The organism is Haladaptatus sp. CMAA 1909, from assembly GCF_043952005.1.
Taxonomy (GTDB): domain Archaea; phylum Halobacteriota; class Halobacteria; order Halobacteriales; family Haladaptataceae; genus Haladaptatus.
This window is the reverse complement of record NZ_JBIOAV010000001.1, coordinates 502,238-515,771: the sequence shown is the minus strand read 5'-3', so window position 1 is coordinate 515,771 and position 13,534 is coordinate 502,238. Positions and strand designations below refer to the sequence as shown.

Here is a 13,534-nt window from a genome sequence, read left to right as displayed (position 1 = left end):
TTAGTCGTTCCGAACGAGTGTGATACGCCGCTAGTGCGACCGGACTGAAAACGAATCTGCCGACTGTACCGACCAGTGGTACCGTTACCAGAGGACGTGCGGCCAGACGAACTGGAACAGTAGCCAGATGAGGCCGGTGAGGACGACGGTCATTATCAGGTTCAACACGACGCCGGCGCGCATCATCTGTTCCTGTTTCAGGTACCCGCTCCCGAAGACGATGGCGTTCGGCGGGGTAGCGACGGGAAGCGCGAAGGCGAAACTCGCGGCGATGGCTCCGGAGACGGAAAGGAAGACGGCGGCGGCGACGTCGGTGAGGCCGAGCGTGGCCGCGAAGACGCTCCCGATGCTGATGAGGATGGGGACGATGATGGTCGCCGTCGCGGTGTTCGAGGTCATCTCCGTCAGGAAGATGACGAGGAGGACGACGATGCCCACGACGAGAACGATGGGCGCACCGGTGAGCGATTTGAACACGGAGTCGGCTATCCACTTCGTCGCGCCGGTGGTCGCCAGCGCGTCCGCGAGAGCGATGCCGCCGCCGAACAGGAGAATGGTTCCCCAGTCGATGTCCACCAAATCGTCCCACTCCATCGTGTCCGCCAGCACGAGGGCGGGAACCGAAGCGAGGCCGACGACGACGTAGTAGAGAGTTCCCTGATGGCCGTCGACGCCGAAGACGCTCGTTCCCTCGCCGCCGTACAGGGTCGTGAACCACGCGTCCGAAAGCGGAAGGTAGCCGTTGTCGATGAGATATTTTACGCCATCGCCCAACCCGCCGACCACCCACAGGAGAGCGGTGCCGGTGAAGATGAGCGCGACGCGCTTTCCGCGCGGACTCAACTCCCCTTCCTCTTCGAGGTACTGGCGAGCCATCTCGCGTGCGTCGCTCACGTCGTCGATTTGCGGCGGATAGAGGAGGTACGTGAGGACGTACCAGACGAGCGGAAGGGTGATGGCGACTATCGGAATTCCGATGAGCAGCCACTGGGCGAAGCCGATTTCGTAGCCCAGAATCTCGTTCAGTTGCGAGGCCAACACCGCGTTCGGCGGCGTTCCGATGAGTGTTCCGACGCCGCCGACGCTAGCCGCGTAGGCGGTTCCGAGGAGCATCGAAACGTGGAGGTTGGAGAACGCTTCGTCGTCTGCGGCGACGGTGCCGCCGTCGGGAGCGGGCGACGAATCACCCGTGTCGGCGGTGTCAGTCGTCTTCGCCGCTTCCACCGTTTCCTTGCCCAACACCTGCGAGAGGACGCCCAGCGCGATGGGCGTCATCATGGCCGCCGTCGCCGTGTTCGACACCCACATCGAGAGGAACGCCGTCGCCAGCATGACCGCGAGGACGAGACGGCGCGGCGACGACCCCATCACGGACATCAACCAGAGGGCGATTCGCCGGTCAATGTCGTACTTCTGGAGCGCGTTCGCCAGCATGAACCCGGCGATGAACAGGAAGATGAGGTGGTCGGCAAAGCCCGTGAGCGCCGCGTCGAGGTCGGCGTACACGCCGAATATCGTGAGAAGGACGGGTATCGACAGTGCCGTCACCGCCAGCGGGAGCGCCCCCGTGACCCAGAGAAAGCCCGCGAAGAACATCGTGGCGAACGCGAACTGCCCCCGGACGGAGAGGCCGCTTGGCGTCGGTGCGCCCGCGATAATCGCCGTTCCGACGAGCGCGAGAACGAAAAGTAAGAGTCGTTTGCGTGGATTCGTCTGTGCCATTGGTAGACATAGCCATGTAACACCAAGGATTAATCCTTTCGATTTTGGATAGATATTATAGTTGAAACACAAAAATATTCCGTTATTTCAATTTTTTCGTCCGGCTCGAAAATCAGTTCGCGGTTGTAGGGTTCTCGTTCGTTACCGAGTCCGTGACGTCGCCGTGGGATTCACCGGAGTTGCTAGCTCGCTCCGGTCACGAACAGTGTACTAAACGAAACGGCCTGCGTACCACATACACGGAGTGAAAACTGATATTGCTGGATAAGAGCGATATTTGCCATGGAAAGAAAAGCGAACAATAGCGCCCGAGATGAAATGTGGAGGGGCATCGGCGTGGGTCTCTCGCTCGGAACCGTAGTTGGAATCCTCTCCGGGGGCTTGGCCGTGTGGATGGCAATCGGGTCAGCAGTCGGTATCGCACTCGGCTCCGTCCTGAGTCGGAAACGTTGAGAAGTCGCCATCGGTACCGCTTCCGAGAAAACGCGGCGTCTTATTCCGACACCGTGGGCTCTTGCCCTGAAATGGAGTCCATGACGCGCTCGTGAAACTCCTGCAATACCGCGCTCTCGTCCTCCGCCAACACGACATCGCTCGCCATCAGCGTCGCCAGTCCGAACGCCCGTGGCGTCGGCGATTTTACGCGGTGTTGAACCACGTCGATGTCGCCCGCTCGCACCTTTTTCAGAACTTCCTCGACCGGTTCGAGCGCGAGTTTGTCCTCCACGATTTCGCGGTAGGTTTCCTCCATGACGGCGAACTCGTCCAGTTCGTCCGCGAACCCGAGCAGCATCTCGCTCGACACCTGCTGTTCGCTGGCCGACTTCTCGTAGCCCTTGTAGCGTTTCAGTATCATCAGCGAGCGCGTCGCGTTGATTCGGAAGTACCGCTGGAGGAGGTCCGTCTCCGAGAGCGCGGCGCGCAAATCCTCGCGCACGTCGTCCGGGTCGATATCGGCGAGGATTCCGGGAACGTCCACCTTGCGGTTGAGCGGCATCGAGACGGTGAAGCCGTTGTCCGCGACGGCGACGCCGACGTTCGTGTTGGCCGCCTGCGCACAGCGGTAGGCGACGACCCGCGAGAGGCCGTCGTTGAACCGTCGTCCGTAGTTCGAGTGGACGTAGTACCGGCGCTCGTACTCGTCGCGGTCCATCTCGATTTCGACCGTCAGTCGCTCGTCCGTGCTGACGCTCCCTTCCCCGGCGTAGCGGACCTGCTCGTCGAACATCCGCGCGATGGCCCGAATGCTGTTCTCGTCCAACGGGAACTCCCGAAGCCACACCCGAACCGCAGGTTTCCCCCGGTCGGTCAATCGCGAGAGGAGTTCGCCCTGAAACGCGGCGATTTCTCGCCCCAAATCGTAGGAGAGCGGCAGGCGCTCGGAGAACCACGACGGGACCGTCGGGCGGGCGCTGGTTTGGTCCGCGTACACCTTCGACCCGCGTCGGTAGCGGTACTCGAAGTGCTGCCCGCCGAGGACGAACACGTCGCCCTTTTCCAACGTGTCGAGGTAGCTCTCGTCCAAATCTCCGACCCACTCGTTGTCCGCGCGGGTGAACACGTCGCAGGTGAACGAGTCGGGAATCGTCCCGATGTTGGTCATGTAGATGACGCGGGCCAACCGTCCGCGTTTTCCCATCAAGGGTTCGCCGACGGGGAAATCGGGATAGTGGTACTCCCCGTCGGGCGGGTCGTTCTCGTCGTGCCACACCTTGGCGTAGACGTTTCTGTCCTCCATCCCGTCGTAGTCCGCCGTGAGATACCGGAGGAGGGAGTCCCACTTTTCGTCCGAGTAGTTCCGATAGGGGTAGGCCCGCCGGAGCGTCGCCTTCACGTCCTCCGCCGGGCGAACCTCGTTTATCGCCATTCCGTACACCTGTTGGGCCGCCACGTCCTGTGCGTTCTCGGGGACGAACACGCGGTCCACGAAGCCCTCCTCGGCCTTCTTCAGCATGACCGCACACTCGACCAGTTCGTCCCGGTCGAGCGCGATGACGCGGCCGGTGACGGTTTGCCCGAGGCGGTGGCCCGCACGTCCGACGCGCTGGAGCAGGGATGCCACGCTCTTCGGCGACCCCACCTGCACGACCAAATCGACGTGCGGCATGTCGATGCCGAGTTCGAGGCTGGTCGACGTCGTCACCACGTCCACCTCGCCGTTCTTCAGGCGCTCCTCGATTCGGTGGCGGGATTCCTTCGAGAGACTGCCGTGATGACACCCGGAGTTCTCCTCGTCGTAGTCGGAGAATTTCTCGCGGAGATTCTGGAGGACTCGCTCGGCCCCGGAGCGCGTGTTCGTAAAGACGAGCGTGTTCGTGTGGTCCCCGATCAGGTCGTGGAGTTGGTCGTAAAACCGCTCCTGGACGACGCCCCGCGGCGTGTGAACGAGGTCGTCGGTCGGACAGAACAGTTCGAGGTCGAACTCCCGGACGAATCGCGTGTCCACGATTTCGTACGGGCGACTCCCCCCGCCGGGTTCCTCCCTGCCGACGAGGAACTCCGCGATGTCCGAGAGCGGTTCGACCGTCGCGGAACACCCGATTCTCGTCGGCGAGGAGTCGACGATGGTTTCGAGGCGTTCGAGGCTGACCGACAGGTGGGTTCCGCGCTTCCCGTCCGCGAGGCTGTGGATTTCGTCCACGATGACGTACTCGACGCTCCGGAGTTTGTCGCGGAACTTCGGCGAGTTGAGCAGGATTGCCAACGTCTCGGGGGTCGTGTTGAGGATGTGCGGCGTCTCCTTCAACATCTTCTGTCTCGCCGTCTTGTCCGTATCCCCGTGTCTGATGGCGTGACGAACCTCGCTCACGTCGTCCATCCGCTCCCGTATCCCGGACAGCGGCAGTTCTAGGTTGCGATGGATGTCGTTGGCGAGCGATTTCAGCGGCGAGACGTACAAGCAGTACACCGAGTTCTCCAATCCCGTCTCCTGTTCCCGCCGAAACAGCTCGTTGAGAATCGCGGTGAACGACGCGAGCGTCTTTCCGCTCCCCGTCGGCGACGCGATGAGGGCGTTGTCGTGGCCGTGAATCAGCGGAATGGCCTCGCGCTGTGGCGGCGTGAAAAATCCGCCGTTCTCCGGGACGAACGCGCCGAACTGTTCGGCCCACCATTCGCGCACCGCGGGTTCGAGGAGGTCCAATGTCGCTTCGTCCTCGATTTCGACCGTCTCGGGGTCGAAATCGAACTCCTCGCGGGCCAACAGCCCTCTCGCGTCCATTTGTTCCGCGTTGGTGGCGGGCGGCAAAGAGGGTTATGCCAGCGGAGTGAAAGTGAACGGGCGTGCGGACGGTGAGGGCCATCGGATACGCCGAACTGCTCCCGTCTTCACTTATCAACCTTCGGCGGCGAGACGGTCCACGGTTTCGAGCGCCCGCCGACAGACGGGGACGTAACCGGCCGCCAGGAGCGGGAGTTCGAAGACGATTCGACTCCCCGTTTCGAGCGCTTCGACGCGATGGCCGGTCGCCGGAACGCCCGCGACGGACCACGTCCATCGAAACGCCTCGCAGGCCGTGATTTCGAAGGGCACCCAGATGCCGAACGGCGTCCGGACCCGCCCCGTGGAACCGACTCGAATCACGCGGTCGGTACACTCGACATCGGTTACTGACGGCCCCCACGTCGGCCATTCGGACGTATCGGTCAGCACCGACCAGACGCGATCCGGCGGGGCGGCGGTCGGTCGCGAGACGGCGATGTGACGGCCGGTCGGTCCGCGCTCGACTCGAACGTCGCTTGCCATACCCGCAAAACGAGGTGATGGACGAAATCGGTACTGCCTGCGTCCCCAACCGAGCACCGTCGAACGGCGTCAGCCGAGGAGCTGTCGCACGAGGGTCGCCCAGTCGGCGTCCTCGTTCTCTTCGAGGTACTCGTTGATCCGCTCTCGGTCGCTCGCGGCGGGGTCGTTCGACCCTCCGTCGTCGGAGCCACTGGAATCTTCACCGTCCGAGTCATCGTCGCTGGAACTCTCGTCGTCGGACGACCCGTCGCTCGACGAATCGTCAGACGAGGAACCATCATCGGAGGAATCGTCGCTGGACGAGTCGTCGTTCGAGTCGCCGCCATCGGACGACCCGTCGTCCGAACTGCTATCGTCGGACGAGTCCTCGCCGGACCCGTCCGAGGACGTGCCCGAGGTGCGGTCGATGGAGTACTGGCTGAGGAGGTACTCCACGATTTCGAGTTCCCAGTTGACGCGCGTTTCCAACGACGTTCCGTACCGCGTCGTTTCGACGATGAAGCCGGGCTTTTCGAGGTCTGAATTCACCTTGTGAATCAACAGCGGTCGGTCGCCGTCTATCATGTTACCGCGCTTGAATTCGTAGTAGTCCTCCCGGTCGCCGAGATGGTTCTCGTTCATGTACTCCGCGGCGTTCGTCGCGTTCCGTGCGGCGTCGTCTATCGTCGTCGGGTAGATGGCCTGACCGACGCCATCGGGGCCGACGTCCTTCTTGTAGATGCCCTTGGAGCTGTGTAGGTTGAACACGACGTCGGCATCGTGGTCGGTGATGACGTCCCAGATCGCTCGCGCGAGCGGCGTTTTCGGCTCCTCTCCCGGCGGGAACTGCCTGTTGAGGTTTCCGCTGTCGGTCGTGTAGGTGTCGTTCTCCAGCGCGGTCGGGTTCGACTTCGGTATCAGGACGAGTTTCCCTTCGTCTATCGACCAATCTCGCATCTTCGCGGCGGCCTTGTAGCCCGCCGGTTCGTTGCCGTGCATCCCACCGACGACGACGGCCGTCGGCCCCGACGTCCCCGAGTCGATGACGACGACCTCCGATTCGTCCTCCGTGCCTTCGCGAATCTTGTACGTATCCGACGATTGTGCGCTTCCGAGCCCCGTCGCCGAAACGCCGAGCGTCGTCGCCGCAACGGCGGCCGTTCCGGCTTGCAGGAACGTTCGCCGACTCGTCTGACTTTCCGAACTATCGTTCGTAAATTCCTTCATGAGCCGTCCATATCTACACCCCTATTGACATTTTGTTATAGGCATCCTTCGGGGATAATCCCCCAAGAAGGGAGCCATAAACGTTCGACGGCGGAAAACGGATTTCGTCATAACGACCGCTGGAATCGTCGTGTCGTCGGAGTTGATTCGTACTAAGCATCACCTGATGTGAACATCCGAAACGGTTCGATAGTCGCACCGAGAGCGCCGACGGGAGGGAGTACGACGACCCATCACCCCAGCGGATACATCTATCAGTAATATATGGTGTGTCAACGATTCGAGCGCGTGCAAACAACACGGAACCGACACCGCTCGGACGAAGCCTGAAAACGGGTTAGATGCCGTATTTCACCGCGTTCGACACGGAAATCGAACCGACGTACTCCGCCACCACACCGCACGACTGAACCTTTTTCACCCTCCCGCACTCGGGATTACACATGCGAATCACGTTTCTCGGTACGGGAAGCGCGATGCCCACCGGCAGTCGGTTCCAGACCGGTATCCTCGTCGAGGACGACGACCGTCGTGTTCTCGTGGACTGCGGCAGCGGCGTCCTCCACCGCCTTCAGCAGTCGGGCGTGGGATACGAAAACGTCTCGACGGTCCTCCTCACCCACCACCACGTGGACCACGTGTCCGACCTCATGCCCCTCCTGAAGGCCCGTTGGCTCGCCGGGGAAGAACAACTCGAAGTCGTCGGTCCGACCGGGACGAAAGCCCTCCTCGACGGACTGCTCTCCGTCCACGACTACCTCGACGGACGGGTGGATCTCCAAGTTCGAGAGATCACCGCCGGAGAGGAGTTCTCCGTCGCGGACTTCAGCGTCGAGGGGTTCGAGACGCGCCACTCGATGCAGTGTCTCGCCTACCGGTTCGAGGACGAGTTCACGTTCAGCGGCGACAGCGAGGCGTTCGAAGGGTTGGCGAACTTCGCGGACGGGTGCGACGTGCTCGTCCACGACTGTTCGTTCCCCGACGAGGTGGACGTGGCGAACCACCCGACGCCGTCGCAACTCGGCGAAGCGCTGTCGGGAACGGACATCGGCCGCGTCTATCTCACGCACCTCTATCCGCACACGGACGGTAACCACGAGGCGATGTTGAACTCCATCGCGGAACAGTACGACGGCGACGTGGGATTCGCGGAGGACCTCCTGTCGGTCGAACTCTGACGGCGTATTCCCGTCTCGCGCCGCTGCTCTGCTCGTCGTTCTATCCGTCCGTCGCCGCTTTTTCCGCAGTCTCACGCGTTTCGACCGACACCGACTTTTCGGGAAGCGAGAAGGTGGCGACACCGAGCGGTAGTTCCCGTCCCCGAATCGTGAACACCCGGCGCAGTCGTAACTCCCCGTCTATCCACAGGTCGCCGTCGCCATCGATACAGTGTTCGAGTCGGAGGGGTCCCTCCCCACCCCTTTCGATTTTCGTCGCCTCGACGTTCTTCGGCGGAGCATCGAAGTGGTCCGTCCAGACGAACGTGCAGGCGGTTTCGCCGTCCTTCGTGTGGCCCAATCGAACGCTCCCCCCGACGACGTGCGCGTCGAGAGTGCTGTCGTTGTCCAGCGTCAGTTCGACGGACACCGACTTTCCCGACCGTTCCGCGGTCAGGTCCCCGACCGAGAGGTCGTCCACCAACGGCCCGAACACCTGCTGTTCGTACCGATTCGAGAGTTTCAAACCGACGACGGGAACGAGACGAACGAGATAGTAAACGGCCACGATGGCCAACTTCGCAGTCAGATACAGAAACATCCGTCCGATATTTCGAGGAGGGTGCTGGTAAACGTTCTTGCCGAGCGAGAAAATTCAGCCGGAGCTCAGTTCAGTCGATAGCGCAGGAGCGCGGCGATGCCGCCGAGGTTCGACAACTGCTCGCCCGGCGCGAACTCGTGGGAGAAGACGGTCACGTCGCCGCCCTTCCGCTCCACGTCGGTGATGATTTCGTTCACGTCGATCTCCCACTCGCCGCCCGCTTCGTCCTCGCCGAGCGCGCCGCGTTCCTTGCGGAGTCGCTCGTCCAACACGAGCAGTCGCTCTACCGCGCCGAAGTCCGTCGCTTGCTTGACCTCCTCGATACCGTAGGCGGCTTTCGCGCCCTCGCCGATTCGTTTCATCAGGTCGTCGATGAGTTCGGCCTCCTCGGCGATGCGCGTTTCCGCTTGAACGTCGTCCACGGCCCCGCGTTTCAGCACCTCGTGGACGCCCCTGTCGCCGGTGGAACTCACGTCCACCGTCGTTATCATCCCGGTCAGGTCGGGATACTCCTCGGCGATGTGGTCGTAGGCGTCCTGTTTCGTGAATCCCGGCCCGGCGAGGATGATGGCGTCCACGTCGAGGTGAGAGAGCGCGGATCCCAACTGGTCGAACAGTTCGGTTCGCCCGCCGGCGTACTCGCCCTTTCCGGTCGTTCCGGTGAAGGACGTGTACTCGTCCGCCCCGTACTGGGCCACGGTGTGAATGTAGGCTTCGCCTTCCTCCACGGTGGCGATGGCTACGTCCGGGTTGTCCGTCGCTTCGACCGCGTCGTCGAGTCGGTCGAGTTGGTCGCGTTTCCACTCCTTCTCGATGGTTAGCTTCTCGCGCTCCTCGACGTTGAGCGTGTGGTGGAGGCCCAGTTGATCCTCCCGCGAGCAGTCGGTGATGACCCCGCCGACGCGAACGCGGTTGGCGAACCGATGGAACTCCACGTCCTCCACCCGCAGCGTGATGTGCATGTGCTCGCGCTCGCCGCCCGTGTCGCGCATCTGGTCGTCGGCCCGCTGGATGCGGCGGGTCGTGTCGCCCGACACGTCGTCGCCCGGTTCGAGGAGATACGTGAGATGCCAGAGGTCGTCCAGACTCTCGGGGACGAGCGTGATGCGCTCGCGGGTCCCGTCGATGGACGTACGGTCGTGTATCTGCATGGGTAGGAGTGTGACGTCCGGCGGTAAGTGCCCTGCTATTCGGGCGTTCGAAAAAGGATTAGACCGCCGGTCTGCTGTCTTCCACTTCGGGACCTTCGCGCAACCTGTGTTCGTCCGCTTCCGCGTAGGCGCGGCCGTAGATGTACGACGCCGTGACGTGGGCGTAGAAGCCGAGGAACACGCCGACCAGCCATCCGAGGAGCGGTATGACGGCGATGGCGCTCACGATGATACCGGTCACGACGACGACCGCCAGCGCGATGAGCCATCCCGTCGCGTACTCGCGATCGCGCAGGATGGGGAGGTACGACTCGTACTCGAACGCCGACCCCATGGTGTTCTTCTCCGCGAACCGCACGAGCGCGGCAGGAAGCGCGTACCAGACCGCGAGGCCCGACACGAACGTCAACAATGCCCCGAGGGCCATGACGAGGCCGCCCAGAACGCCGGAGTTGTTCGAGAGCGCCGCCCCACCGCCGATGAACACGGCGGCGAAGATGGCCGGTACGAGCAGGTAGACGAACGCGATGACCAGCGCTTTCAGTCCGTCCACGAACAGTTCAGTCCATTCGTCGAACTTCGGGGCCTCCGTATCACCCTCCGAAACCCGACGCAGGACGCGAATCATGTACCCTTCCACGACGATGGCCGGTATGATGAGGAACCCGAAGATGACGAGCAGACCGCCGACGAGTACCGTCGTCGCGGCGTCGTCACTGTCCTTCAGATACCGGATGCTTTCGTTGAACATTGATTTCCCCCTCGGGTCGAACCCACGGCTCGCCCGATACAGCCGAACAGACGGCGTCTGAGGGCTTAATCGTTTGCGCAGGAAAGTGGACGTGTCAGACCGGAGATTGCATTTTCGAACGAAAACTAATTCAATCCGTCATCCGACTGCCGCCCGCGGGCAGGAACTCCTGAATCAGGTCGGGACTCGCCACCTTGCGGACGAACGAGGTATCCTCGAACCGCTCGCGGAACTCGCGGTAGAGTCGCTTCGCGGCGTCGTTCTGGGCGTACTGGCCCGGTTCGACTTCGATGACGGTCTCGGCTTGCTTCTCGATGGCGGACGGCGGACCGCCGATGACGCGGGTGTTGGGTTCGACGGTGATGCCGACGGCCACTCCCACCGGCGTGTCCTCGAAGTATGTTCGGTCGCCGCGGATGGCGAAGCCACCCTTCTCCAGATATTCGCCGCTCTCGGGCGTCTTCGACACCTGATCCGGCGTGACCATGTAGGCGTCACCCGCGAAGCGTCCGTCCTTCCACACGGACGAGTAGGAGACGGCGAACTGGGCCGCCTCCCGTTTGCTCTGCTCGGGCACGTCCACGTCCGTCGACGGTTCGCTCGGGTCGGAGGTCTTCAGGATGGTGATGGGACCGCCGTGCGCCTGCGAGTGGAAGAACAGGTCGTTTCGATCCATGTACTTCTTGACCAGTTCCTCGTTCTCGTCGGCGTTGCGCCCGCCGAGGACGAGGAAGCCGTCGGAGGTGCGGAACCAGCGGAACCGCTCGTACCACTGTTCCTGTTTCCGAACCGGAATCGACGCCCGCGACAACCAGTCGATGTTCTCGGGTTCCGTCCGCTCCTCCTCGGGTTCTTCTTCCCACTCCTCGGCGCGCCGTTTGACTTCCTCCAACTCCTCGCGGGTGTCCTCGATGGCGGCCAGCGCGCCCTCCTTTTTCTCCTCGATTCGCTTGGCCTCCTGATAGAGGCGGTTGGCGTTCTTCTCGACGCCGTCGTCGGGAAAGAGCGTGACGTCGGTGTCGTCGATTTCGACCGTGACGGTCCCCTCGCTCGGATCGATTCCCTGCACCGCTTCCGCCGCCTCGATGCCGCGTTCCGCACCCTCCTCGAATCGGGCTTCGATGTCGTCCCACGGCGTGTCCTCGGCGCGGGCGTTTCGAACCGTGGCGAGGATTTCGTCCACGAACCCGTAGTTGGCGTAGAGGAGTTCCGCCTTCTCGCGCTCGGCGTCGGCTTGCCGTTCGAAGCCCTCGATAGCGCCCTCCTGTTGCTCGATGATGCGCTGTTGTTTCTCGATTTGGGCTTGGAAGTCGGGTTTCTGCGGTTCGCCCGCGTCCTCGTTTTCGGACACATCGAGGTTGGTGAAGTAGTCGTCCGCCGCCGCGTTGAACGAGTCGAACGCCTCCGAATCCCTGTCCTCGTACTCCTCGAGCGGGAACGGCGTCACGTCCGTTCGAACGTCGTCCTCGTAGTAGACCCGCGGGTCGAAGTCGCCGGTTTCCAGCGGTTCGCGGAGGCGTTCGATGGCGGCATAGAGACGCTCGTACTCGTCTTCACCGGCGTCCGTGATGTCCATGGCCTTCTCGACGCCGGCGCGGGTGCAGACCTCCTCGGCGTACAGGCCGCCGAAGTTGAGTTGCGTTGCCAGCGTCCGAACGACGTCGGTGTCCGAGTCGTTCATCCGGTACTCGAACTCCTCGTAGTCGATTTCGAGCGGGTTCACGCGCGAACTGGGAAACTCGTACTGGGACCCCGGCGCGACGGTTCTGGACTTGAGCCGAACGGTGTCGAGGCAGTCGATGACCTCGTTGTTCTCGTCCAACACTGCGACGTTGCCCTGTCCGAACAGCTCCGCGACGATGGTCGTATCGCCGTCCTCGCGCTTGAAGTGGAACTGGAGGATGCGGTCGAACTCGAACTGTTCGACGCCCGCGAAGTCCGCCCCCGAGAGGCGGTTGCGGAGCATCATGGCGAAGTTCGGCGGCCGACCCGGTGCGGGCGGGACGTGTTCCGGTGCGACGGTGTGGGCGCGCTTCACTTCGCCCACTTCCACGAGCAGTTCGAGCCGACCGCGGTCGAAATCGCGCATCTTCAGACGCAACAGGTCGTCGCCGTAGAGATACGCCTTATCGACCTTCGCGCCCTCGAAGGAACCGAGTTCCCGCGAGATGGCGGCGAGGTCGATGCTCGAAAGCTCTCGCTTTCTATCCATAATCGTCGTTTTCTCGGGCGAGAGGAAAGGCGTGTCGTTCGACGTCACCGCGGCGGGACGGTTCGCCGCGCGATCGCACCGGCGAGATAGGCCGGAACGCCGACCGCCAGCCCCCACGCGATCCCAGTTCCGACGCCCCACGTCAACGTCGGGGTCGGGAACACCGCGTCGAACGCGGCGATGGAGACGAAAAACGCCAGCGTCGGAGCCGTCGCGAGGGCGAGGCTCACGAGAATCCCGTCGTTCCAGTAGGCGACCAGCAGCGGCGGAATCGCCGCCAGCACGAAGAGGATTCGAAGGTCGAACCCGAACGTGAACGTCACGGGGAAAACCCGCGGCGGCGTGTGGACGAGAAACGTGAGGAGGAACAGACCGACCGCGACCGCGAGCAGTCGCTTCGAGAGGCGCGTATCCCGCCCCAGAACGATTTCACCGGGTCCGTGTTTCTCGGTCGTCACGACCGGAGTGTCTCGCGGTTCGGGATAAGCTTTCAGGTGAAACGGCGGTGTTCGGGTGCCGAACGTTTCTTACGCGTCGGACGACCCCATGACGTCCTCGAAACTGCGGTCCGTTTCGGCGCGCTCGGAGAACACGAGTTCGTAGCCGTCCGAGTCTCGAACCGTCGTTTCCCGCGTGTTCCACCCGGTTTCGTGCGGCGGAGTGACCACGTCAGCATCGTTTTCCTCGGCCCGCTCTGCTACGTCGTCGACGGCTTCGTCCTCAACCGTGAGGTAGATGGCGACGCCATTTTCTCGGGGAGGTTCCGCGTCCGTCTCCCCTTCGGTCTCGTCGGCAACGAGCATGACGTCCGCGTACTTTCGGTAGCGGACGTGGGCCATCGCTGGCGTCGAGTAGATGACGTCGAAGCCCAGCGCCTCGTACCACGCCGTCGATTCCTCGACCGAAGATACGGTCAACTGGGGAAAGAGCGGCATCGGATAGATATCGTGGTCGGAGTCGAACTCGGACATGATGAATCGACGGTCTCT

Annotated in this window: 11 protein-coding genes; 1 reads left to right on the top strand and 10 read right to left on the bottom strand. The window is 62.7% G+C overall.

Going from position 1 to position 13,534, the window contains the following annotated elements; translation table 11 throughout:
* Nucleotides 1-84 precede the first annotated feature (84 nt).
* From ACGYLY_RS02830 to ACGYLY_RS02815, 4 genes are all read right to left on the bottom strand, one after another.
* Nucleotides 85-1,722, bottom strand: coding sequence for an SLC13 family permease (locus tag ACGYLY_RS02830; RefSeq protein WP_395283077.1), 1,638 nt, complete (start codon nt 1,720-1,722; stop codon nt 85-87).
* Between the two features lie 493 nt (nt 1,723-2,215).
* Nucleotides 2,216-4,942: an ATP-dependent helicase gene (locus ACGYLY_RS02825; RefSeq protein ID WP_395283079.1), complete on the bottom strand. Its 2,727-nt coding sequence runs from the start codon at nt 4,940-4,942 to the stop codon at nt 2,216-2,218.
* Between the two features lie 114 nt (nt 4,943-5,056).
* Entirely contained in the window at nt 5,057-5,467 is a 411-nt protein-coding gene (locus ACGYLY_RS02820) for an SRPBCC family protein (protein WP_395283080.1), read from the bottom strand.
* A 69-nt stretch (nt 5,468-5,536) separates the two neighbouring features.
* A complete protein-coding gene (locus ACGYLY_RS02815) occupies nt 5,537-6,673 on the bottom strand; it encodes a succinylglutamate desuccinylase/aspartoacylase family protein (protein WP_395283081.1) in 1,137 nt (378 codons plus the stop codon).
* A 443-nt stretch (nt 6,674-7,116) separates the two neighbouring features.
* Between ACGYLY_RS02815 and ACGYLY_RS02810 the strand changes: the two genes are divergently transcribed.
* Nucleotides 7,117-7,851, top strand: a complete 735-nt coding sequence (locus ACGYLY_RS02810; RefSeq protein ID WP_395283082.1) for an MBL fold metallo-hydrolase — start codon at nt 7,117-7,119, stop codon at nt 7,849-7,851.
* Nucleotides 7,852-7,891: 40 nt separating this feature from the next.
* On the opposite strand, the gene ACGYLY_RS02805 is transcribed toward ACGYLY_RS02810, so the two are convergent.
* The 6 genes from ACGYLY_RS02805 to ACGYLY_RS02780 all read right to left on the bottom strand — a co-directional run bounded on the left by ACGYLY_RS02805 (nt 7,892) and on the right by ACGYLY_RS02780 (nt 13,516).
* A complete protein-coding gene (locus tag ACGYLY_RS02805; protein ID WP_395283083.1) occupies nt 7,892-8,431 on the bottom strand; it encodes a hypothetical protein in 540 nt (179 codons plus the stop codon).
* A 65-nt stretch (nt 8,432-8,496) separates the two neighbouring features.
* A complete protein-coding gene (locus ACGYLY_RS02800; protein WP_395283084.1) occupies nt 8,497-9,582 on the bottom strand; it encodes an mRNA surveillance protein pelota in 1,086 nt (361 codons plus the stop codon).
* 58 nt (nt 9,583-9,640) lie between these two features.
* Nucleotides 9,641-10,333, bottom strand: a complete 693-nt coding sequence (locus ACGYLY_RS02795; RefSeq protein WP_395283085.1) for a DUF4013 domain-containing protein — start codon at nt 10,331-10,333, stop codon at nt 9,641-9,643.
* Nucleotides 10,334-10,463: 130 nt separating this feature from the next.
* Nucleotides 10,464-12,545, bottom strand: coding sequence for a ribosome rescue protein RqcH (rqcH, locus tag ACGYLY_RS02790; RefSeq protein WP_395283086.1), 2,082 nt, complete (start codon nt 12,543-12,545; stop codon nt 10,464-10,466).
* Nucleotides 12,546-12,589: 44 nt separating this feature from the next.
* Nucleotides 12,590-13,003 carry a hypothetical protein gene (locus ACGYLY_RS02785; protein ID WP_395283087.1) on the bottom strand — a complete coding sequence of 138 codons (414 nt, stop codon included), beginning with the start codon at nt 13,001-13,003 and terminating at the stop codon, nt 12,590-12,592.
* A gap of 69 nt (nt 13,004-13,072) precedes the next feature.
* On the bottom strand, nt 13,073-13,516 hold the full coding sequence (locus tag ACGYLY_RS02780) for a VOC family protein (protein WP_395283088.1): 444 nt from the start codon (nt 13,514-13,516) through the stop codon (nt 13,073-13,075).
* Nucleotides 13,517-13,534 lie beyond the last annotated feature (18 nt).